Annotated in this window: 18 protein-coding genes and 1 pseudogene; 12 read left to right on the top strand and 7 right to left on the bottom strand. The window is 67.0% G+C overall.

The genetic code is table 11. From position 1 onward, the window contains the following. Window positions 1-347: 347 nt before the first annotated feature. On the top strand, window positions 348-1,412 hold the full coding sequence (gene rutA / locus CCS01_RS06300; protein WP_104517976.1) for a pyrimidine utilization protein A: 1,065 nt from the start codon (window positions 348-350) through the stop codon (window positions 1,410-1,412). A gap of 276 nt (window positions 1,413-1,688) precedes the next feature. On the opposite strand, the gene CCS01_RS06295 is transcribed toward rutA, so the two are convergent. Beyond that, entirely contained in the window at window positions 1,689-2,096 is a 408-nt protein-coding gene (locus CCS01_RS06295) for a DUF6455 family protein (protein WP_104517975.1), read from the bottom strand. An 82-nt stretch (window positions 2,097-2,178) separates the two neighbouring features. Then, window positions 2,179-3,363: an alpha-hydroxy acid oxidase gene (locus CCS01_RS06290; RefSeq protein WP_104517974.1), complete on the bottom strand. Its 1,185-nt coding sequence runs from the start codon at window positions 3,361-3,363 to the stop codon at window positions 2,179-2,181. A gap of 357 nt (window positions 3,364-3,720) precedes the next feature. Between CCS01_RS06290 and CCS01_RS06285 the strand changes: the two genes are divergently transcribed. Further along, window positions 3,721-5,052, top strand: coding sequence for a TldD/PmbA family protein (locus tag CCS01_RS06285; RefSeq protein ID WP_193540112.1), 1,332 nt, complete (start codon window positions 3,721-3,723; stop codon window positions 5,050-5,052). 198 nt (window positions 5,053-5,250) lie between these two features. Next, window positions 5,251-5,442 (top strand): hypothetical protein, encoded by a 192-nt coding sequence (locus CCS01_RS06280; RefSeq protein ID WP_104517973.1) that lies wholly within the window; start codon window positions 5,251-5,253, stop codon window positions 5,440-5,442. Window positions 5,443-5,971: 529 nt separating this feature from the next. On the opposite strand, the gene CCS01_RS06275 is transcribed toward CCS01_RS06280, so the two are convergent. After that, window positions 5,972-7,450, bottom strand: a complete 1,479-nt coding sequence (locus CCS01_RS06275) for a bifunctional aminoglycoside phosphotransferase/ATP-binding protein (protein WP_104517972.1) — start codon at window positions 7,448-7,450, stop codon at window positions 5,972-5,974. Between the two features lie 807 nt (window positions 7,451-8,257). Here CCS01_RS06275 and CCS01_RS06270 point away from each other — a divergent pair. Continuing rightward, window positions 8,258-9,001 (top strand): 2OG-Fe(II) oxygenase, encoded by a 744-nt coding sequence (locus CCS01_RS06270; RefSeq protein WP_104517971.1) that lies wholly within the window; start codon window positions 8,258-8,260, stop codon window positions 8,999-9,001. 59 nt (window positions 9,002-9,060) lie between these two features. On the opposite strand, the gene CCS01_RS06265 is transcribed toward CCS01_RS06270, so the two are convergent. Beyond that, window positions 9,061-10,113: an AI-2E family transporter gene (locus CCS01_RS06265; protein WP_239992022.1), complete on the bottom strand. Its 1,053-nt coding sequence runs from the start codon at window positions 10,111-10,113 to the stop codon at window positions 9,061-9,063. Between the two features lie 220 nt (window positions 10,114-10,333). Between CCS01_RS06265 and otnI the strand changes: the two genes are divergently transcribed. The 3 genes from otnI (at window position 10,334) to CCS01_RS06250 (ending at window position 13,391) form a co-directional block, all read left to right on the top strand. After that, window positions 10,334-11,113 carry a 2-oxo-tetronate isomerase gene (gene otnI, locus CCS01_RS06260; RefSeq protein WP_104517969.1) on the top strand — a complete coding sequence of 260 codons (780 nt, stop codon included), beginning with the start codon at window positions 10,334-10,336 and terminating at the stop codon, window positions 11,111-11,113. A gap of 308 nt (window positions 11,114-11,421) precedes the next feature. Continuing rightward, the gene (locus CCS01_RS06255) at window positions 11,422-12,309 is read left to right on the top strand and encodes a 2-hydroxy-3-oxopropionate reductase (protein ID WP_104517968.1); all 888 of its coding nucleotides are present in this window, start codon (window positions 11,422-11,424) and stop codon (window positions 12,307-12,309) included. 197 nt (window positions 12,310-12,506) lie between these two features. Continuing rightward, window positions 12,507-13,391, top strand: coding sequence for a helix-turn-helix domain-containing protein (locus tag CCS01_RS06250; protein ID WP_104517978.1), 885 nt, complete (start codon window positions 12,507-12,509; stop codon window positions 13,389-13,391). 476 nt (window positions 13,392-13,867) lie between these two features. Here CCS01_RS06250 and CCS01_RS06245 read toward each other — a convergent pair whose 3' ends face one another. Next, entirely contained in the window at window positions 13,868-15,166 is a 1,299-nt protein-coding gene (locus CCS01_RS06245; RefSeq protein WP_158258256.1) for an MFS transporter, read from the bottom strand. A 423-nt stretch (window positions 15,167-15,589) separates the two neighbouring features. On the opposite strand from CCS01_RS06245, the gene CCS01_RS06240 reads away from it, so the two are divergent. From CCS01_RS06240 to CCS01_RS06225, 4 genes and pseudogenes are all read left to right on the top strand, one after another. Next, complete coding sequence (locus CCS01_RS06240) at window positions 15,590-16,018, top strand: MarR family winged helix-turn-helix transcriptional regulator (protein ID WP_104517966.1); 429 nt, start codon at window positions 15,590-15,592, stop codon at window positions 16,016-16,018. A 328-nt stretch (window positions 16,019-16,346) separates the two neighbouring features. Continuing rightward, window positions 16,347-16,922: a hypothetical protein gene (locus CCS01_RS06235; protein ID WP_104517965.1), complete on the top strand. Its 576-nt coding sequence runs from the start codon at window positions 16,347-16,349 to the stop codon at window positions 16,920-16,922. Window positions 16,923-17,072: 150 nt separating this feature from the next. Further along, window positions 17,073-17,342 carry a thioredoxin domain-containing protein gene (locus CCS01_RS06230; protein WP_104517964.1) on the top strand — a complete coding sequence of 90 codons (270 nt, stop codon included), beginning with the start codon at window positions 17,073-17,075 and terminating at the stop codon, window positions 17,340-17,342. A gap of 12 nt (window positions 17,343-17,354) precedes the next feature. Then, window positions 17,355-17,741: pseudogene (locus CCS01_RS06225) on the top strand (redoxin domain-containing protein); the annotation flags it as partial. 209 nt (window positions 17,742-17,950) lie between these two features. Here the strand turns inward: CCS01_RS06225 and CCS01_RS06220 are convergent. Continuing rightward, the gene (locus CCS01_RS06220; RefSeq protein ID WP_104517962.1) at window positions 17,951-18,166 is read right to left on the bottom strand and encodes a hypothetical protein; all 216 of its coding nucleotides are present in this window, start codon (window positions 18,164-18,166) and stop codon (window positions 17,951-17,953) included. A 50-nt stretch (window positions 18,167-18,216) separates the two neighbouring features. On the opposite strand from CCS01_RS06220, the gene CCS01_RS06215 reads away from it, so the two are divergent. Further along, a complete protein-coding gene (locus CCS01_RS06215) occupies window positions 18,217-19,188 on the top strand; it encodes an NADP-dependent oxidoreductase (RefSeq protein WP_193540111.1) in 972 nt (323 codons plus the stop codon). 252 nt (window positions 19,189-19,440) lie between these two features. Here CCS01_RS06215 and CCS01_RS06210 read toward each other — a convergent pair whose 3' ends face one another. Then, window positions 19,441-20,700, bottom strand: a complete 1,260-nt coding sequence (locus tag CCS01_RS06210; protein WP_104517961.1) for an MFS transporter — start codon at window positions 20,698-20,700, stop codon at window positions 19,441-19,443. Between the last annotated feature and the right edge of the window lie 372 nt (window positions 20,701-21,072).

The following is a 21,072-nucleotide window of genomic DNA, read 5'->3' as shown; positions in this document are numbered from 1 at the left end:
GTCAACGGACCGCTGCTCACCGTCAGCGTCGGTTTTCACCAACCGCACAATCCAAGCCACGCGTCCACCCCCAATCAGAGAACAGACACGAAACTATCGCGCCGTCGTCCGCACCCCCAATCTTCAGACAGTCCCGGCGGGATCCGCTGACATGGTCGTGAGCCAAGCGCATTGTCCCGATTGTGCTGTCGTCATGGCTGGCATCTTGCCGGCACCATGCTGAGGTGGCCCATCAAGCCGCTGCCCCGCAGTCAATCAGCGAAGGCGAGGCCATGATCGGCAAGGCCAGGCGCGGCATGGCATGCCACATGCATGACTGACCTCCTGATTGTCACAGGAGCGCATCGATGGAGCTTGGCGTCTTCATTCCCATTGCCAACAACGGCTGGTTGATCTCCAAGGCCTCGCCGCAATACCAACCCAGTTTCGCGCTGAACCGCGACGTCACGCTGCTGGCCGAACATTACGGCTTCGAATTCGTGCTGTCGATGGTCAAGCTGCGCGGCTTCGGCGGCCAGACCGAGTTCTGGGATCATGCGCTGGAAAGCTTCACCTTGATGGCCGGCCTCGCCGCGGTGACCCAGCGGATCAGGCTGTACGCCTCCACCGCCGTGCTGACCCTGCCGCCGGCGATCGTCGCGCGCATGGCCTCGACCATCGACAGCATCGCGCCAGGCCGTTTCGGCATCAACATCGTCTCCGGCTGGGCCGAGGCCGAGTACGCGCAGATGGGCCTGTGGCCGGGCAAGGAGCATTACGAGCGCCGCTACGAATACAGCGCGGAATACGTCACCGTGATGAAGGACCTGTGGGCGACCGGCACGTCGAACCACAAGGGCCGGTATTTCCGGATGGAAGACTGCAAGCTCAGCCCGCGCCCGGCAGCGATGCCGTCAATCGTCTCGGCCGGGCAGAGCGACGTCGGCATGGCATTCGCCGCTGAATACGCCGACTACAACTTCTGCCTCGGCGAGGGCGTCAACACTCCCGCAAAATGTTCCGCAACGATCGCCCGGCTGATGCAGGCAGTCGCCGGGACCGGCCGCAAGGTCGGTGCCTACGCGCTGTTCATGGTGATCGCGGATGAAACCGACGCGGCGGCTCAGGGGAAATGGGAGAGCTACAAGGCCGGCAAGGACCTCGACGCGCTGAAGTGGCTGGGCGACCAGGCAGCGGCCGATGACAAGGCGGACGCCGGCGGCACCGCGCAGAGCATCAGCAATCCGGTATCGGCGGTGAATTTCAACATGGGAACGATCGTCGGGTCGTACGCCTCGGTTGCGGCGATGCTGGATCAGCTTGAAAGCATCGACGGGCTGGCCGGCGTCATGCTGACGTTCGACGATTTCATCGCCGGGTTGCGGAATTTTGGCGAGCGGATTCAGCCGTTGATGGCAAGCCGCCGGCGGTAGCGGGGCGCGGTCCGAGACGAACTGGAGCGGATGGCGACGATTTCCGTCGTCGCGGCCGTTCTCCCTCTCGTCATGGCCGAGCGTGTCCCCATGTGCATCGGGATGGGGCAATGGGTGGAGGAGGATTTGGCGCCGCGGTCGTTCTCTATCCGTCTGGCCGGGCGTATCCCGGCCATCCACCCCCCAACCGTTGAAGCGCAGATGGCCGGGACACGCCCGCCCATGGCGGCGGGGCAACGGCCGCTGCCTTTTTCCGCCAGCGGTCGGGCGTCCCGCTCAGTGCGGCTGCGACCTGATCTCCAGCAACTCATCCATCACCGGGGCGTTCGGGCAGAACTCATGGCAATGTTCCGCCGCCGAACCGGCCGCAAGCTCGCGCTGGCAGGCTCTCGCATCCCGGCAGCGGGCGCAGGTCACCTCTATGTCGCGCATCACGCCGCTGAACGCCAGCCGCACCACGTCCGGGTCCAGCCCACGCGCCAGCATCATCTGTTTCATCAGTGCGTCGTGATCGGTGATCCGCGGCCCGATCGCCCGCAGGTCCGACACGCTGACGCCGATATCCGACGCGAGGAACTGCAGGTCCTGGTACGACATGGCCGCCAGTTCCGAGTCCTGCGCGAGCCGCGCCTTGATCCAGTCGAGCACCCTGGAAAGCAGGCTCGACTCGCCGGATGCCGACATCGAAAGCGTCCTCTGAAATAAAACCACGCGGACACTGGCACGGCGGGCCGGAAAAAGCCTTGATCCATGTCAAGGCACACCGCTACTCGGCGACCAGCCGGTTGCTGTCGCGGCTGGCGAAGAAGATGTCCGGTGTGATCTCGTCCACCCGGTTGCAGCCGGTATAGGCCATGGTCTTGTCCATTTCGCCGCGGATGATGCTCACCGCCTTCGCCGCCCCCGCCTCGCCGCCCACCGCGGTGCCATACAGCGTCGCCCGCCCGGTCAGCACGCACTTCGCCCCCAGCGCCACCGCCTTGACGATGTCGGAGCCGCGGCGCACCCCGGAATCCAGGATCACCGTCGCCTTGTCCCCCACCGCCTGCGCGATGTCCGGCAGGATGTCGATCGTCGCCGCCGCGCTGTCCATGTTGCGGCCGCCGTGGTTGGAGACGATCAGCCCGTCCACCCCGTAGCTGATTGCCTTCAGCGCATCGTCCACCCGGTTGATGCCCTTCAGCATCAGGATGCCCGGCCACTTGTCGCGGAAGATCCGGATGTCGTCCCAGCACAGCGAGTCCTGCCGCATCACCTCCTGCGTACTGGCGTCGCTGGTGACCGGGCGGCGGTACGGGTCCGGATAGTTCTCGTTGCGCGGCATGCCGATGGTGGTGAAGTACTTCAGCAGCACCGTGCCGAACCAGGTTGGGTGCTGCATGATGTCCCAGGTGAAGCGCCAGGTCGGGTGGAACGGCAGCAGGAAGCCGTTCTTCGCGTTGTACTCCCGGTTCGGCGAGACGATCGTGTCGGTGGTGACGATCAGCGCCTCGAACCCGTTGGCCTTCGCGCGCTCGATCAACTGGTACGACAGCTCCCGACGCTTCCAGACATAAAGCTGGAACCACAGGCGGAAATTCGCCTCCTTGGCGATCTTCTCCATCGCGGTCATCGCCCCGGTTGCCAGGGTGAAGGGGATCTTCGCCCGCGCCGCGGCCTTGGCCAGTTCCAGTTCGCCCTCGTGCCAGCACAACCCGGCCGCGCCGGTGGGGGCGATCGCCATCGGCAGGGCGATCTCCTTGCCGAACAGGGTGGTCGTCGTCGCGCGCCCCGACACGTCCACCAGCGCCCGATGCAGCAGCTTGATTTTCTCGAACGCCGCGCGGTTGTTGCGCAATGCCAGCTCGTCCTCGGTGGCGCGGTCGACGAACTCGAACACGCCCCGGGGCAGGCGCCGCCGGGCGGCCTCGCGCAGGTCGAAGACGTTGTAGCAATGGTCAAGCGCCGCCATGTTCCGCTCCCCTTGGTTGTCCCCGTGGCTTCGGGACGATGAAACCGCCGGGCGGCCCGTCAGGCAAGGCGGCGGGTCGTCCCATGCGTCTCGGGACACGGAATGTGGCGGCGCAAGGTCGTCTCCCTCTCGTCCTGGCCGGCCATCCACCCCCCGCCGTTGAAGCGCAGATGGCCGGGACACACCCGGCCACGACGGTGAGGCAACGGACCAGGCCGCCGGATCCCGCTCGATCCGCCGCCCCGTTCTGATCGCCACGGCGGGCCGCCTACCGCTGCAATCCGCCGCGCGCATCCCATCTATGGACGAACCCTCGAACCCGGTATGATTTGCCAGCCGCAGCGAAGGAAGCGCCTGATGACCGACTCCCTGACCCTATTGTCCGACCTGATCCGGCAGGCGCGCTCCGCCGGGGCCGACGCCGCCGACGCCGTGCTGATCAACGGCACCGCGCTGTCGGTGTCCGCCCGCCACGGCAAGACCGAGCACCTGGAACGGTCCGAGGGCCACGACCTCGGCCTGCGGGTGTTCGTCGGCAAGCGGGCCTCGATCGTCTCCTCCTCCACCCTGGACCCGGCGCACTTCCCCGACCTGGCCGAGCGGGCGGTAGCGATGGCGCGGGTGGTGCCCGAGGACCCGTTCACCGGCCTGGCCGACACCTGGGCGCCGCCCGCGGCGCTCGACCTCGACATGGACGACCCGGTCGAGCCGTCGCCGGACGACCTGGCCGCCCGCGCCATCGCCGCCGAGGACGCGGCCTTCGCCGTGCCGGGCGTCACCAACTCCGAGGGTGGCGACGCGAGCTATGGCCGCAACGAGATCGTCCTGGTGACCTCCGCCGGGTTCGCCGGACGCCGCGTCGGCACCAGCCACTCGATCTCCGCCACCGCCGTGGCCGGCAGCGGCACCGAAATGCAGCGTGACTACGACTACCACGGCACGGTACATCTCTCGGACCTGGACGACCCGGCCGGCATCGGCCGCAGCGCCGGCGAGCGGGCAGTGGCGCGGCTGCACCCGACCCGGCCGGCGACGGCGAAGATCCCGGTGGTGTATGATCCGCGCGTCGCCGGCGGGTTGATCGGGCATTTCGCCAGTGCCATCAACGGCGCCAGCATCGCCCGCGGCACCAGCTTCCTGAAGGAGAAGCTGCACCAGCGCGTGTTCGCCCCCGGCATCTCCATCCACGACGACCCGCGGCGCGTCCGTGGCCTGCGCTCGCGGCTGTTCGACGGCGAGGGCACGCCGACGAAGGCCTGGGCCCTGATCGAGGACGGCATTCTCACCACCTGGCTGCTCGACAGCCGATCGGCGCGGCAGCTGAAGCTGGCGTCGACCGGCCATGCGGCGCGTGGCACCAGCGGCCCGCCGTCGCCCTCCACCACCAACCTGTACCTCGCCGCGGGCACGCTGAGCCCGGCCGAACTGATGGCCGACATCAAGCTGGGCTTCTACGTCACCGAGTTGATCGGCATGGGCATCAACGGCGTGACTGGCGACTACAGCCGCGGCGCCGCCGGCTTCATGATCCGCGACGGCGCCCTGGCCGAGCCGGTGGCCGAAGTGACGGTGGCGGGAAACCTGATGGACATGTTCGCCAACCTGACCCCCGCCTCGGACCTGCGGTTCCGCCGCGGCACCGACTCACCGACGGTGCGGATCGACGGCATGACGATGGCCGGCGCCTGAGGGCCCGAGCGCTGCTGCCGGTGCGGTTCGTTGTTGCGGCGGGCGCACGGTGCGGCCGCCGGATGGCGATCGTTTGACTTCGATGATCGCGCTGCTGTTCAGTAGAAGCTATAAAGCGCCGCTGCCGGCCTCGCCGAGACCCGCACTATTCTGTCCTCTGCGGCGATCCGCCGGCTACACACTGAACGGGAGGGTCGAATGAATAAGAGCAAATCGCAGAGCAAGCAGGCCAAGGCTGATCGTGAGCCCGAACGGATGGAGAGTCAGTCCGATCTGAACCGCGCGGCCCACAAGATCGCCTGGACGCGGATGAACGGCCGGAACGACGCGTTGAATCCCTTTACCGGGGCGGAGGCCGACGGCTCGGCGCGGGAAGAGCGGCAGGAATAGCCCGCGCAGCCTGCATTGGCCACGGCCACCCGGTGGGCGCGCCGCGGGGGCCGTGGCCAGTTCCGCTTGGCTACAGCAGACCGCCGGCCGGTCGAGACCTGCCGTCTTTGCGTCCCAACCAACCTGCGGTCTGCTGTAGCCTGCCGGCGCCGCCTGGCCGGATCCAGGACGGCGGCGAGGTCAGCGCGGCAGTACCGCATTCAAAACAGACCGTCGAAGAATTGAACGTCGCTCACACCGTTGTGGGCTGAGTCGAATCGATCAAGGTTCGGAGTTGGCACGAAAATCCGAACTGCGGTCAGCGGGCCGCGCATCTGGTCCCGGCAGCGCCGCCACGGGTCCGGGCGGTGCGCCTGGCGTCCGGCCAACCGGAATGGAGCGGTGAATCCGGCACGGGCCATGACGCGGTGGCCGTGCTCCCGCGTCCCATCATGTGGGCGCTTTCGGGGGGCATGGCGGAGCGGCAACGGACATGGCACGAAATCGTTGTCGATCCGCCACCTTGTCCCGATGCCCGTGCGGCGTGCCGCTATCCGGCGACGGCGGCACGGATGTCCCGCACCGCCTGCGCGCCGTCGCGCGCATCCACCGCCCGCCAGTCGCCCGCGCCGGGATCAGCCGCCACCGCCTGGCGCAGCACCGCGACCGTGGCGTCGGAGGCATCGCCCTGCCGGGCCGCAATGCGCCGCTCCAGCACCGCCAGCGGCGCCTGCAGCCAGACGCCGGTGAACGGGATCGATTCGGCCCGGATGGCAGCGCCCAGGTCGTGGCGCATTGCCCTGTCGAGGAACGTCGCATCCACGATGACGCCGTGGCCACCGGCCGCACCGGTGCGGGCCAGGTCGATCAGGGCGTGATTCACGGCCGCGTTGGCGGATTGGGAATATGCCTCCGGCGGCAGTTTCGCCTCCGGCGCCACGCCGTGCAGGCGCTTGCGAAGCTCGTCGCTGCGCAGTACCAGCGCGCCCGGCGCCGGGCCGAAGTCCGGGGCGATCGCCCGTGCGATGGTGCTCTTGCCGGTGCCTTGCAGGCCGCCGATGGCAAGTACCCGGGCGGGCGGCGGCGACAGGTAGGCGCTCGCCGCCTGCAGGTACACCTGCGCCTCCTCACCACGCTCCATCGCCGCCAGCACGTGGGCGCGCACCATCGCCCGCTGCGACAGGAACACCGGCAACCCGGCGGTCAGGCCGGCGTCGCCGGTGCGGGCAACATAGCGGTTCATCACCCGATTCGCGGCCGCCCGCCCGACGCGGTGGTCGAGGTCCATCAGCAGGAAGGCCAGGTCGTAGCCGACATCGATCGTCGCCATCGCCTCGTCGAACTCCAGGGCGTCGAAGGCGACGGGCACGCCCTGCCACAGGCACAGGTTGCCCAGGTGCAGGTCGCCGTGGCAGCGCCGGACGAACCCGCCGCCGGCGCGTCCGGCGAGCCAGGCGGCGCGCGCCATGATCGCGGATTCCATCCCCTGTTGCCAGCGGCGGACCTCTGCCTCGGGCAGGCGGGCCGCCAGCGCCGACTGGACGTTGCCGCGGGTGATGCGCCGCAGCGCGGCGGCGCTGTCCCAGTCCGTCACTGGCGGCAGCGGCGCGTGGTAGCGTGCCACGCAGTCGCCCAACGCATCCTGCAACGCCAGGGTCAGCCCGCCTGCCGCGGCAATGACGTCGAGGAAGTCCTGCTCCGGCACCGGCGCCATGCGCAGCACCCAATCGACGGCAGCTTCGTCCTCGGCGGTCAGCGCCAGGCTACCGTCCGGGCGCCGCCCCACGGCGGCGACGTCGCGGTAGATACCGGGCGCATGCGGCTGGTTCAGCGCCAGCTCGCGCCGCAGGAAATGATGCCGCGCCGCCACCGTGGTGAAATCCAGGAACGGCATGCGGACCGCTTTTTTGAGCTTCCAGACCGTGTCGGCGCCGATGAAGACCGCGGAAATATGCGTCTCCCGCGGCGGCCCGCCGGCAAGCTGGCTGAGGAAGCGCGCGGTTTCGGCCTGCTCCGGCGGAACCGTCACGGCGACAGCCCCGGCGGCGCGCCCGCGTGGCGCCGACCCAGCGGCCCGGGGCGGGCGCTGACCGCGGTGATGACGGCGACCATGGCCTGAACCTCCTGCGCTGGCGGCGCCGGCGTCATCATGGTCGGTTACCCGGCGGTCCGCCAGTCGCGATATGCGTGCGTGCGCCAGTGCGGCCACGGCAAGACCCGGAAGGCGTCCAGGTCGCCATTCGTTGCAGGCTACTGCCGCCCGCCGGAGATACCCTCGGCCCTTGCCGATCTTGGCAGGCCAAAGGGCAAAGGGGTTCCGTCTCGGCCCGGTGGGGCGACATGTGCGGCACCGTCCTGGGCGGGTCTAAGCGGCGGCGGAGCCTGGATCGCCTAACGATTTTCAACACGGAGGACGACGGAGGACCTCCGAGGGCCATGAAGGGGTGTGAACGACTCAGGCGATGAAGAGCACGGCCCCTTCTTCAGGCACATGGTATCCAGGCAGGCCTGTAGCGGCGCTGATGCGCCAGCCCGATCATGTGGCTGGTCAGGTCCCGATGCGCCAGCAAGGTCCGGTCTTCGTGACCCTTCGCGGTCCTCCGCTTTCTCCGTGTTGAGAATCGCGGAAGGATGAACGGGCACGGACGGTTCCGGATGACCCTGGCACCACCCGCCAAGGACCCAGCCCCCAGTCGTTGCAGGTCATGGCCAAGGCAAGCGGCGAAATACCTTCCGCCACGTCCAACAGGGCCGGTTCTTCCAGCGACCGGCACTGTGTCATGCGCCGCGAAAGCCTATGTCAGCCTCATTGTTGCCGCCGCGCCGGAGATCCGCCATGCACGACCTCACCCTGCATCCCGAAGCCGACGACCGTCCCATCGCCGATCGGCTTGACGCCCTGGACTGGCCGGGGATCGGCGCCGCCCTGGACGCCGACGGCTACGTCGTCATCGGGCCGCTGCTGACCGTGGCCGAATGCGCCGGGCTCAGCGCCGGCTTCGATACCGACGCCGCCTTCCGCAACCGGGTCGTAATGGCCCGCCACGGCTACGGCCAGGGCGAGTACCGCTACTACAGCTACCCGTTGCCGCCGCTGATCGAGGGCCTGCGCACCGCGCTGTATCCGCGCCTGGCCGAGGTGGCGAACCGGTGGGAAAGGGCGCTCGGCCGTCCGCCGGCGTTTCCGCCGGACCACGCCGCCTACCGCGCCCGCTGCCATGCCGCCGGCCAGACCCGGCCGACGCCGCTGCTGCTCCGCTACGGTCCCGGCGACTACAATCGTCTGCACCAGGACCTGTACGGCGACCTGTGCTTCCCGCTCCAGGTCGCCTTCCTGCTCAACCGTCCCGGCGAGGACTTCACCGGTGGCGAATTCCTGCTGACCGAGCAGCGGCCACGCATGCAGGTGCGTGCCGAGGTGGTGCCGCTGACGCGCGGGCAGGGCGTGATCTTCGCCGTCAACCAGCGGCCGGCGCAGGGCACGCGCGGCGCGTTCCGAGTGGCGATGCGGCATGGCGTCAGCCGGATCCGCAGCGGGCAGCGGCACACGCTGGGGGTGATCTTCCACGACGCGAAGTGACGCCGGCCCGTCGCCGCGGTCGCATGGCGCGCATCGTCCATCCCGGGCCACGATGCCGCTTACTCGTCCGCCGCCGCCCGGGGATCGGTGCCACGCGCCCATTCGTTGACCAAGGTAAAGGCGATCCCCAGCAGCACCGGCCCGAGGAAGATCCCCAGCAGCCCGAAGCTCAGCGCGCCGCCCAGCACGCCCAGCACCGTCAGCAGGAAGGGAAGTTGCGCGCCGCGGGCGATGAACCAAGGCCGGATCAGGCTGTCGGAGCCCGAAATCGCCACCAGGCCATAGGTGCCGAGGAAAATGCCCCAGCCGAGATGGCCGCTGGTCATCAGCCAGATCGCAGCCGGAATCCACACCAGCGGCGCGCCGATGGGCAGCAGTGCCAGGACTCCGGCGACGCCCGCCAGCAGCAGCGGCCGCGGCACGCCGGAGATCCACAGGCCGAACGCCGTCAGCAGCCCCTGCACGACCGCTGTGCCCAGGATGCCGTACACCACCCCGCGCACCGTCGCCCCCGTCACCGTGATCAGCCGATCGGCCTGGACGCCGGCGATACGGTGCAGGATCAGGCGCAGGCGCTCGGCAATCGGCTCGCCATAGACATAGAAGAAGAAGCCGGCGAACAGCGCCAGCAGGAACATCAGCACGCCGTTGGCGATGCCCAGCAGCAGGCTCAGGCCGTTCTCCAGCACGATGCCGAAATAGGGGCGCAGCGCTTCCAGCATCACGCTGATGTCGGCCGCCCAGCGATCCCAGAGACCACCGAAGGTGTGGCCGACCAGCGGGATGTCGAACACCCACGGCGGCGCGCTGGGCAGCCCGGCGCGCAGGGCGCCCATGACGATGTGGCGCAGGTTCGAGACGTCGTCGGCGCTGCTCGGCGCCGCCACGGCAATCGGCAGCACCAGGACCACCGCGGTCAGCGCCACCATCGCCGACGCCGCCGACACGCGGTTCAGGCGCAGGCGCTCGCGCAGGAGCTCGTAGACCGGCCAGGTGGTGTACACCAGGATGCCGGCCCACAGCAGCGCCGACAGGAACGGATACAACACAAGGATGCAGCCGACCGCCACCCCGCCCAGCAGCAGGCCCATCAGGATCCGTTCGGCGATCATGCTCACCATCCGCGGTTGAACGAGGTCAGCCCAGCCGGCGGCTAGCCAAGCCCACCGCTCGCCTGTAGCCTCCGTCCCGGCCGATGCCTATCTTGTTAAAGGTAGGTCCAGTGGTTGCGTGTTTCGGACGGGCAGGCAAGGGGCATGTTTGCACGGCCCCAACCGCAGACGGTTCGGCCCAGGGGGAGTCAGGGCCTAAAGGAAATCAGGGAGGTCCGCCATGCCGCGCTTCGCCGCAAATCTATCCATGATGTTCAACGAAATCCCGTTCCTCGACCGCTTCGCCGCCGCCCGGAAGGCGGGGTTCGAGGGCGTCGAGTTCCTGTTCCCCTATGACTGGCCGGCGGCGGAACTGCGCACCCGGCTGAACGGCGAGGGCCTGACCCAGGCGCTGTTCAACATGCCGCCGGGCGACTGGTCGCAGGGCGAGCGCGGCATCGCCAGCCTGCCCGGCCGCCAGGGGGAGTTTCGCGAGTCGGTCAAGAAGGCGCTGGACTATGCCGCCGCGCTGGACTGCCGCCTGCTGCACTGCATGGCTGGCATCGTGCCCGCCGAGGTGTCGCTGACCACGGCGACCGCGGTGTATGCCGCGAACCTCGCCTGGGCGGCCGAGCACGCACAGCCGGCCGGCGTGCGGCTGGTGATCGAGCCGATCAATCACCGCGACATGCCCGGGTATTTCCTGCACACCCAGGCCCAGGGGGCCGCGATCGTCGAGGCCATCGGCCGCGACCGCCTGGGGCTGCAGTTCGACGTGTACCACGTGCAGATCACCGAAGGGGACATCACCCGGCGCATGGAGCAGTTCATGCCGATCATCGCGCACATGCAGATCGCCGATGTCCCGGCACGCAACGAGCCCGGCACCGGGGAGATCGGCTGGTCCTTCGTGTTCCGCCGCATGGACGCGCTCGGCTACCAGGGTTGGGTCGGCTGCGAATACCGCCCCGCCGGCGAGACGACCGCCGGACTGGGCTGGCGCGAGACGTTCGGCGTTTGAGACGGCTCCGGGTCCGTTGTCCCTCTGTCGTGGCCGGGTGTGTCCCCATGGCTATCAGGATAGGGCACCGCTTGGAGAAGGATCTGGTGCCCGGTCCGTTGCCTCACCGTCATGGCCGGGCGCGTCCCGGCCATCTGCGCTTCGACGGTTGGGGGTAGATGGCCCGGACACGCCGGGCCATGACGATAGGGAGAAGCCCTTGCTCCGCCCGACGTCCTATCCTGATACGCATGGGGACACGCCCGGCCATGACGGGGGGCACGACCCCGGACGCAACGACACGCCAGTCACCATAGGGAGTGAACGACATGAAAATCGGATTCATCGGCCTTGGCATCATGGGCCGCCCCATGGCCCTCAACCTGAAGAAGGGCGGCCATGAGCTGATCGTGCCCGAGCGGGCCAGCCTGACCGGGGACGTCCGCGAAGCTGCCAGGGTCGTCGCGACTCCGCGCGACGTGGCGGCCGAATCGGAGACCCTGATCCTGATGCTGCCGGACACCCCCGACGTCGAGACCGTGCTGTTCGGCGAGAACGGCGCGGCCGAGGGGCTGCGCAAAGGCACGCTGGTGATCGACATGTCCTCGATCAGCCCGATCGAGACCAGGGACTACGCGAAGCGGATCAACGCCAAGGGCTGCGACTACCTGGACGCTCCGGTGTCCGGCGGCGAGGTCGGCGCCAAGCAGGCGACGCTGACCGTCATGATCGGCGGCCCGGACGCGGCGTTCGAGCGGGCGAAGCCGCTGTTCGAGCTGATGGGCAAGACCATCACCCATGTCGGCCCGGAAAACGGCGCCGGCCAGGTCTGCAAGGTGGCCAACCAGATCATCGTCGCGCTGAACATCCAGGCGGTGTCGGAGGCGCTGGTGTTCGCCTCCAGGGCCGGCGCCGATCCGGCGAAGGTGCGGGCGGCGATCAGCGGCGGATTCGCAGCCTCGCGCGTGCTGGAACTGCACGGCGAGCGGATGATCAAGGGCAGCTTCGATCCCGGCTTCAAGATAAAGCTGCACCAGAAGGACCTCAACTTGGCGCTGTCCTCGGCCAAGGCCCTGGACCTCGCGCTGCCGAACACCGCCGTCGTGCAGCAGCTGTTTGCGTCCTGCATCGCCCACGGCGGAGCGGAGCAGGATCATTCGGCGCTGATTCAGGTGACCGAAGGGCTGGCCGCGCATTCAATTCGTGATAAGAAATAATAACGGAGAAGAACGACGGAATGAGTCCCATAGCATGAAAGGGGGTTGAATTTTAGAGTGAGGTGACTCTAAACTGAGGCCGGAAAGACGATTCTGAGACAGCTCTTGCCGGATTCCGACATGTTGCACGGCTGCTTTGCATGAGTCAGTTCACTAACGACCCGCATCCGTGGGGGGAGGGCCGGTAATCGATGTCGATGCGTTTTACGGAGATCGGGCAGCAGCTCAGGGCGTACCGCCTGGAATCGGGGCTTCGTGCCGAGGAGATTGCCGCCCGGCTCGGCGTCTCCCGCGCTGCGCTGTACCGCTATGAAAAAGGCGAGGTGATCAAGCTCGACACCATCAAGCGGCTGGCGGAATTGCTGAAGATTTCCCCGCTGTCGCTGCTTGGCATCGGCGTCGAGTACTACAACCGGCCGATCGGCTACTTCGAGCGCATCCGGCAGATCGAGGAGACGGCCGATCAGATCCTGCAGTTGTCGGGGCCGCTGTGCTACCTGACGACGTCCGAAGCCTATGATTCGGCCCTGGCCGAGGCGTTCGACGAAGCCGCGGACCAGGGCGGACCCGAGCGGGTGGCGATGCGCAGCATGGCCGAGCAGGTGATGGGCATCCTGGCTGCGCGCAAGCGGATGTATGTCATGCGCCGTCCGACGATCATCGCCATGATCTCGCTGCCGGCGGTGCAGCGGCTGATCGAGGTCGGGATCGTCAACGGGGGCCATGCTTCCGAACGCGTCCGGCGGATCTGCCGCGACGTGGCGATGTCGGAGGTCGAGAACATCGCCAACCTGATGGAAGCCGAGCCGATGGGGCTGCAGTTCGGTCTGCTGACCGGGGCGCCGCCGACGTCGGCGTTCAAGATACTGCGGGCGCGGGACCGGGTGAGCCTGGCGATCAATCCGTTCCGCACCGATTCGCATCCCGGGGTGCACACCGGGGTGGCGATGATCACCGGCGCCGACGAGGCCATCGCGGCGCACCAGCGGGTGGCCGAGGCAGGCTGGCGGGAAGCCATCAAGGGCCCGGCCGGCGCGGCGCGGCTGCGGCAGCTGCTGAACGTGGTGTCGCCGGTATCGTAGCAAGCCGCGGCATGGAAGAGGGCCGGCAGGCGGAGGGCCTGCCGCTCATCCGTCATGGCGTGTGATACAGGCGCTGACATTGCGGAGCACAGGGCGCGGTCGTTGCAACCCCGTCGGGCCGCGCTCAGGCGCGGCATCCACGCGTGGCGGTGTCCATGCCGCAGAAAGGCGTGGACGGCGGCCTTCCCGGCCTTCCCGGCCTTGGCCGGGGAGGCCGCCGTGACGGAAGCAACGGTTCGCCCTGCCCACTCGCCTGGGGGGATGCGGAGAAAAAAGCGCTTCAGGCCGCATGTCACCTGAGGGCGCGTTCCGGAACCATCAGGCGCCCGATGCATGGGCGCCCCCGTCTCGACCTGCTCGGTGCCGGTTCGTGCTTGCGGCCTGATCGCCGGAAGCCGTCAGCACCCCGTTCCCTGCCGTGGCCCCGACCCCCTTCGTGGATGCCGGACGATTTCCCGGCGATCAGGCACTGCGGCTCAGGCGAGGACCACCTCGGAGGTGAGCTCGACGTCCTTTGTTTCGGGACCAAGCGCGACTGCGATGGCGAAGCTGAGGGCGGCGGTAATCGTTCCGACCAGCATCGGGATGGCATAGCCAAGTCCCCAGGCCGTGGCGAAGTACGCCAGCACCGGGGCCACGAGGCCACCCCAGATTGCGCCCTGATGGTAGCAGAAGCCGGCTGCCGTGGCGCGGACCTCGGTCGGGAACCGTTCATTCAGGTAGCTCGGGGCCTGACTCGCGAAGCCGCCGCTGCCAAATGCCCCCTGCAGCACATAGGCCCACCAGATCAGGGTGAAATTGCCGGTCAGGAGGTAGAGCGGCGCGACCGGAATCGCGAGCACGGCGGGCAGGATCTGCGCGGCCTTGCGGCCGTAGCGGTCGGCGACCCAGCCCCAGCCGATGCTTGCCAGGAACACCACGAGGTTGGCCGCCACGCCGATCTCGCCAATGGCGCCGGGCGAAAGCTTCAGATCAACCTGCAAATGCGTCGCGAACAGCACGTTGATCGAGTAATACAGTATAAAACCACTTGCCAGGACCCAGCAGGCATTGAGCGTGTTGAGCAACATGCCCCGCCTGAAGATGCTGACGAGCGGCGCCTTGACCTCACGCTGTTGCAGACGCTGATTGCGACGGTTTTCGACCCAGACCTCGGGCTCTTTCACGAAATAGCGCACGTAGACGACGGCCAGGGCTGGCAGCACACCAACCCACAGCATGCCGCGCCAGCCGATCGAATTGTAGAACAGGCCGTAGAGTGCAAAGGAAATCAGGAAACCCAGTCCCCATGATCCCTGCAGGACGCCAGCCATGAGGCCGCGGGAGCGCTGCGGCCAGGTTTCCATCGCAAGGGCCGATCCAGCGGGCCATTCCGCGCCCATGAACAGGCCAAGCACGGCACGGGCAGTGAACAGGAACAGGAATGTCGGCGAGAAGCCTGCGGCGAAATTGCAGAGTGAATAGCCGAGGATCGCGATCATAAGGGGCTTCTTGCGGCCCATCCGGTCGCCAACCCAGCCTGCCGCGGTGGCGCCCACCAGTCGCATCCACAGGGTGATCGTGAACACGAACGTCACGGACGTCATCGACACGCCGAACTCCTGAGCGATCGGATGCATGATCAGCAGGAAGACCGTGAAATCGAAGGCATCGAGGGTCCAGCCCAGCCAGGCCGCAATGAACGCAAACCACTGGTCCCTGGTCGGCTCCTTCCACCAGGCGATTGGCTGCGTCGCTGCTCGCGTGGCGCCGATAGAATCGCCTGGCTTTGGCATTTGTTTGTTCCCCGTTTTGTTAATATTCCCTGTATCGCGCGCATGGAGGCGGTAGGGCTGCGAGCTGCCCGTCGGCCGGCGAACCCGCAGGGATCCACTCCGATAGCGATCACGCATTCAAGTGCAGAGACCTCGCCTGGAGGCCAACGGTTAGTAATAGTAACGATTGGGCAGGCAACTCCGGCGCACGTCATTATACCGTCACGTGCATGGCAAACATGACGGGAAAGCATGTTCGCGATGTTCGGTACGCCCTGTTCATATCACGCTATGATACATATGCGTGGCAGGCAAGCGGCTAACGGGATTGTGCACTGAGCCGATTGCCCGCGGCGCCATCGCCGCCGGGACCGCCATCCGCCGATTTGGCGCCTGAACGACAAAATGACGCAGTGATCGACCTTTGTGACGTGGAGGGACGCCATGTCTCAAAGCCGGGTTACCGGACTTGCCAGGAGCAACTACGAGAGCCTGGCGGCATTCCGCTTCGCGCTGCGGCGCTTTCTTGCATTCAGTGACTCCGCAAGCCGGGACGCGGATGTCACGCCGGCACAATATCAGGCGCTTCCTGTGATCAGGACTCATCCCGCTGCCGGCATCATGATCCGGGAGCTCACCAAGGCGATGCTGTTGCAGCACCATGGCGCCGTGCAGCTCGTCGACCGCATGGCTCGTGCGGGATTGGTGACACGCCGCAACTCAACAACTGGCCGGCGCAGCGTGCTTGTTGCGCTCACCAGGAAAGGCGAGGGGCTTCTCCGGCATCTGGCCTTCATTCATCGCCGGGAACTGCTGCGACATGAGCGTCTGCTCGTGGAATCGCTCAGGCGGCTGCGCGAGATCGAGTATTGACGACCAGGCTCAAGAGCATCCTGCAGCAAACCGCGGAGGCTCCTGTTGGTTTTCAGGGTAGTGGCATGCTTTACCCGACCAGGCCTCTGGCGTGGGCGCCGAGCAGAGCTTTGCCGCGACGGCGGGCGTTATGCACGAATTGAAGGAAACCGAGACACAGCGGCGGTTTGTCTTGCGAGATGTCGCGGTGCGGGCGCAGCCGCGGCCGCTTTGCGAGAACCGCCTGGCTTCGGACCGGGGTCCGTTGGTCGCGCACCGCCAACCCAATTGCGTGTGGCACCGAATGACCGGTAGGCTCAACTGACGCCACCGTTTTTCAGGAAATCCGATGTCGCCCGATCCGAACCGGCTGATCCTCACCGGCGAAAATCCTTTCATCCGCCTGAGCGAAACCGATGGCGGCGCGATCATCACCAACGCGAGTTTCTGGCGGATCCTGATCTCGCCCGCCGGTGCTGGCCATGTGCTCTACCTGAAAAGCGAGCTGACCCAGGACCGATGGAAGATCTATTCCGACAACATCGCCATGGCGCGCTGGCTGCAAAAGACCGTCCAGGGCATGCTCAATGAGGAACTTGCGGACACCGCCATCCCCGTGACCGACGCGGCGTTCGACAAAGCGGGCGATGCGCGCGATTTCTGGACCGAGAGAGCAGTATCGCGCGATGAGGCGGTTACGCTCACGTGGTATGACATCGGCGATCCGTTGCTGATTCATACCCAACCAGGCCCTCCGCCGGCACGCAAGTACGGGGTCTGCACGGTGCTGATCCCGGCTCTCGGGGCGCGTCTGACGGTCAATGGGGTTCAGGCGAAGGGTCACCCGTTTCCGACCCAGCGCGAGGGCAGACCGTTCAGCACCTGCGCCCTGGCGTTTTCCGAGAGCTGGACCGAGCCACGCTGACACCGTCGCTGGCCGCGGTCGAGGTCCTTCCTGGCGTGCTCCAGCAAATCGCAGGTAGGTTGAGACGGCTCGACGGCGCGCCTTCATCCTCATGGCTTGCCGGCCACCGCTGGACCTTCTACCGTTGGCGCAACTGCGAAAGGCACCGTGATGGTCTCTCTCAAGGACTCCCTCGACACCACCCGCCGCGCAGCGGAAGGCGACGGCAGCAAGCCCGGTCGGATCCCGCCCGAGGCCCTGGCAATCATGCATCGCGTGACGGCGGAGCAGCGTGCCTCGGGCTACCAGGCAAACATGCCCAAGGTCGGGCAACCCGGCCCGGCATTCACGTTGGCCAATCAGGATGGCACGGACGTGTCCTCGGCGGCTCTGGTCGCGCGCGGGCCGCTGGTTGTTTCCTTCTTCCGCGGCCGATGGTGACCCTACTGCCGACATGAGCTGTCAGCTCTGAACGCAGTCCTGCCGGAAATTCATGCTCTTGGTGCCGAACTGGTGGTGATCTCACCGCAGTTGCCGGCGATCTCGCACGAGATGCGCGCGCAGATGAAGCTTGCCTTCGGCCTGCTGTTCGACGCCGGGAACAAGGTGGCTGAAGCCTACGGGATCGCAATGCAACTGCCCGACGACCTGATCAAGGTCTATGCCGGCTTCGGCATCGACCTGCCGACATTCGACGGCGACAGCAGTTGGCGCTTGCCGGTTCCTGCCCGCATTGTGATGGCGAAAGGGGGGACGGTGCTGTCAATCGAGGCAGATCCAGATTACACGCGCCGGCCAGAGCCAGAAGAAACGCTGGCGGTGCTGCGATCGACAGCCTGACGCATTTTCGCGATAAGCAGTGGAACGATGGGCGTTCTCCAGAGCCCGTGACTTATGCCCAGCCGCCCCTACCGGCGCCGTTACGCCCCTATGCCCGTTGAAACGCGCATAGGGGCTCGTCAGGGAACAGCCGCGGCCCATGTGGCGCACTCATGGAGAGGCCGGCTGCACGACGCGGAGGGGCCGGTGCCCTGCACCCAATGACGCGGTTATTCCCCGACGAGCCCATAGCGTGCCATATCGCGAATCTGACAAGCCATTTCCTGACCCGTGGCATCTGTGATCAGGCCGAAGCGGCGCACCGTGTCATCGTCGCGATTGGCCTGAGGATTCGCGAGTAGGCGACCGTCAAGGCTTTCGGCGACACGCTCCACCTGCCGGGTGCGGCGTTGATCGCCGCCCTTCCGCTGCACAAACCCGGCCACCTGTCAGCCGGCGTCGCCCACCGAACGGCATGCATTGGGAAAGCACGAAAATGTCCCACGCGAACATAGCGACAAACCTGCCCGCCCGCATCAGGGCGGTGCGCGTTCACCACTACGGCGCGCCAGAGGTCCTGAGCGTGGACGATATCGACCGGCCGACCCCCGACACCGGCGAGGTCCTGGTGCGCGTCCATGCCGCGGGCGTCGGCCCGTGGGACGCCTTGGTCCGCGCCGGCAAGAGTGCCCTGCCGCAGCCTTTGCCTTTGACGCTCGGCTCCGATCTGTCCGGCGTCGTCGCGGCGATCGGCCCCGACGTGACCAGGTTCCAACCGGGTGACTCCCTCTTTGGCGTCACCAACCCTCACTTCACCGGCGCGTACGCCGAATATGCCGTCGCCAAGGCCACCATGGTCGTGAAGAAGCCACCCGGTCTCGATGACATCGACGCCGCCTCGGTTCCTGTTGTGGCCGTTACGGCCTGGCAGGCCCTGTTCGAGCAGGCCGGACTGACCCGAGGCCAGACGGTGCTGATCCATGGCGCGGCGGGCAATGTCGGTGGCTTCGCCGTGCAGTTGGCCCACGACGCCGGCCTGAACGTGATCGCGACGGCGAGTGCCGAGGACATCGACGACGTCCGCAGCCTCGGCGCGCAGACCGCCATCGACTATCGCGCCGCGCGGTTCGAGGACGAGGCCTCCGGCGTCGATGCCGTCATCGATCTCGTCGGCGGGGAAACCCAGACACGATCCTTCACCGTGTTGCGACGGGGCGGCAGCCTGATTTCGACCGTCGCCCCGCCCGATCAGGCGCGCGCCGCGCAGCACGGTGTCAGAGCCGCCTTCTTTCTGGTTGACGTCACGGACGAACGCCTGACCCGGATTGCCGTCATGCTGGAACAAGGCAGGCTGAAAACCATGGTCGGTGCCGTCTTGCCTCTTGCAGCCGCTCGAATCGCCCATGAAATGCTGGACGGCCTGCACCCGCATCCGCGCGGCAAGATCGTTCTGCGGATGAGAACCTGACGTCAGGCCGCACCCGCTGCTTGCGGAGGCGGATCGTTGACACGGTGAAATATCTATTCGAAGCCGGAACAGAACGTGCCGATGTAGACGGCGCAGCGGACCTGGAGCAGAACGTCGGCTCCTCGTCGCGACCAGCGCATCTGCTGCGATTTGCCGGGCCGATGCCACCAGCGCTTGAGGTGGCCAGGACAAGCCGCGCCATGGCAATCGGACGAACGCTCTTTTCTGTTCATGCTGCGGGCCAGCGCACGGTCAACGCGCCGGCTCGCTCGTCAGCGCGGGCGATCGGTGCCTGTAGGCCAGCAGCGGGATCAGGAAGAACACCAGCCCCGTCGCCGCAGCGGAAATAACGATCAGCGGGGCCAGTTGCTGGTGGAACACGTGCTGGTACAGCGCCGAGCCCAGCGTGTCCGACAGCGGATTGGCCAGGTTGATGATCGACATCATCCCGGCGAAGGCGAAGCCTTCCGCGCCTTCGGGACAGGAATCCGCCGCCAGCGCCAGGGTCGCGATCATCGCGATCATGCCGGCGACGCCGCTCAATAGCCAGATCGCCACGGCCGAGGCGGCGTTGAACAGCAGCAGGTAGGACAGGGTGGTAACCACTCCGCCCAGGATGCTCAGGCGCAGCAGGGCCGGGCCGTCGAGCCGGTGCAGGCGCCACTTGTACAGCAGGCCGCCCAGGATCCAGCCGCCGGCGCTGATCGACCCCAGCACGCCGATGAAGCCTTGGGAGAACCCCAGCCGATCGCTCATCTGGAAGTACAGCGGCGTGCCGAAGCCGGGGCTGAAGTAGTAAAGGAACAGGAAACCGGCGACGAACCACAGATTGCGGTTGCGGAACGCCGACAGCAGCGCGGCAAGCCGCTGCCGCAGCGCCGGGAGGTCGATGCCTGTGCGCGGTTCATGCACCAGCCAAAGCCCGGCGATGATCGACAGCGGCGCCACGGCGGCGATCCACGCGGCGGCATGCAGGGCGCCGATGGGCGAGAGGATCTCGATCAGGTGGCCGGCCAGCAGCGTCGCCAGCATCTGGGCGATGTTGAACCACAGCCATTGCTGGTTGACGAAGCGGGCCGAGGCGTTGTGCTTCTGTCCGGTCTCCACCAGCAGCGCGCCGCACAGCGTGCTGGAGATTGCCATGGCGACGGCGGTGACAGTCAGTGCCGGGACCAGTGTGGCCGTGTCGCTCAGCGTGGCGACCCAGGCGAAGGCGAGCACGCCGGCGAGGTTGGCGATGACCAGGTACGGCCGCCGGCGATAGCCGAACAGCGGCACGAAATCCGATATGGCGCCCCACAGCGGCTTGATGATCCAGGGCAGGTCCAGCACGGCCAGCGAGACGCTGATCGTCACCGTATCCCAGCCGCGGGTCTGCTTCAGGAAATAGACCAGCGGCTGCCACATGATCCCGGACTTGGCTTGGCCGATGCCTTCCACCGCGTACACGATGGCGAAGAACCACATCACGCGGCTGACGGTGCGGCTGTCGGTCGGCTGGGCGGAGGGCATGGACCATAGTGCGCATTGCGGCCGCTGTTGCTCAAGGCGGCATGCGGCCCGTCGGCGAGGAAGTTGACCAGCGGCGTGTGCAGCCGAGTCGCCGGGCCGCGACGCCGGTTACACTTTCTTTACCTTTCCCTGCGAAAACAAGAACGCCGGTCGGAATGGGTCCGACCGGCGTACCTGACAGGAGGACACGATGAGGACACATCGAAACCACCTGCGACGGATAGTGGTGATCCTGGTGATAAAAATCAAGATCATTCGCAAGCCGAAGTAGGCGGGACGGGTCGGCTCACGGACTTCTGTGCGTGAGCCGGCCCTTGCCTGTCAGGGTGATAGCACGGCAGGTAGGCACCGCGTGACGAAAGCCCGCGCGGT

Origin of the sequence: Rhodopila globiformis (assembly GCF_002937115.1) — a bacterium.
In the GTDB taxonomy this organism is placed as follows: domain Bacteria; phylum Pseudomonadota; class Alphaproteobacteria; order Acetobacterales; family Acetobacteraceae; genus Rhodopila; species Rhodopila globiformis.
This window is presented reverse-complemented; position numbering and strand designations above follow the sequence as displayed.

Excerpts from the sequence above, each read along its gene's own strand:
- CCS01_RS06285 (WP_193540112.1), top strand. The coding sequence starts at position 3,721 with ATGACCGACTCCCTGACCCTATTGTCCGACCTGATCCGGCAGGCGCGC.
- CCS01_RS06235 (WP_104517965.1), top strand. The coding sequence starts at position 16,347 with ATGTCGCCCGATCCGAACCGGCTGATCCTCACCGGCGAAAATCCTTTC.
- CCS01_RS06210 (WP_104517961.1), bottom strand. The coding sequence starts at position 20,700 with ATGCCCTCCGCCCAGCCGACCGACAGCCGCACCGTCAGCCGCGTGATG.
- CCS01_RS06270 (WP_104517971.1), top strand. The coding sequence starts at position 8,258 with ATGCACGACCTCACCCTGCATCCCGAAGCCGACGACCGTCCCATCGCC.
- CCS01_RS06215 (WP_193540111.1), top strand. The coding sequence starts at position 18,217 with ATGTCCCACGCGAACATAGCGACAAACCTGCCCGCCCGCATCAGGGCG.
- CCS01_RS06295 (WP_104517975.1), bottom strand. The coding sequence starts at position 2,096 with ATGTCGGCATCCGGCGAGTCGAGCCTGCTTTCCAGGGTGCTCGACTGG.
- CCS01_RS06290 (WP_104517974.1), bottom strand. The coding sequence starts at position 3,363 with ATGGCGGCGCTTGACCATTGCTACAACGTCTTCGACCTGCGCGAGGCC.
- CCS01_RS06245 (WP_158258256.1), bottom strand. The coding sequence starts at position 15,166 with ATGCCAAAGCCAGGCGATTCTATCGGCGCCACGCGAGCAGCGACGCAG.
- CCS01_RS06255 (WP_104517968.1), top strand. The coding sequence starts at position 11,422 with ATGAAAATCGGATTCATCGGCCTTGGCATCATGGGCCGCCCCATGGCC.
- CCS01_RS06250 (WP_104517978.1), top strand. The coding sequence starts at position 12,507 with ATGCGTTTTACGGAGATCGGGCAGCAGCTCAGGGCGTACCGCCTGGAA.
- CCS01_RS06230 (WP_104517964.1), top strand. The coding sequence starts at position 17,073 with ATGGTCTCTCTCAAGGACTCCCTCGACACCACCCGCCGCGCAGCGGAA.
- CCS01_RS06265 (WP_239992022.1), bottom strand. The coding sequence starts at position 10,113 with ATGATCGCCGAACGGATCCTGATGGGCCTGCTGCTGGGCGGGGTGGCG.
- CCS01_RS06240 (WP_104517966.1), top strand. The coding sequence starts at position 15,590 with ATGTCTCAAAGCCGGGTTACCGGACTTGCCAGGAGCAACTACGAGAGC.
- otnI (WP_104517969.1), top strand. The coding sequence starts at position 10,334 with ATGCCGCGCTTCGCCGCAAATCTATCCATGATGTTCAACGAAATCCCG.
- CCS01_RS06280 (WP_104517973.1), top strand. The coding sequence starts at position 5,251 with ATGAATAAGAGCAAATCGCAGAGCAAGCAGGCCAAGGCTGATCGTGAG.
- rutA (WP_104517976.1), top strand. The coding sequence starts at position 348 with ATGGAGCTTGGCGTCTTCATTCCCATTGCCAACAACGGCTGGTTGATC.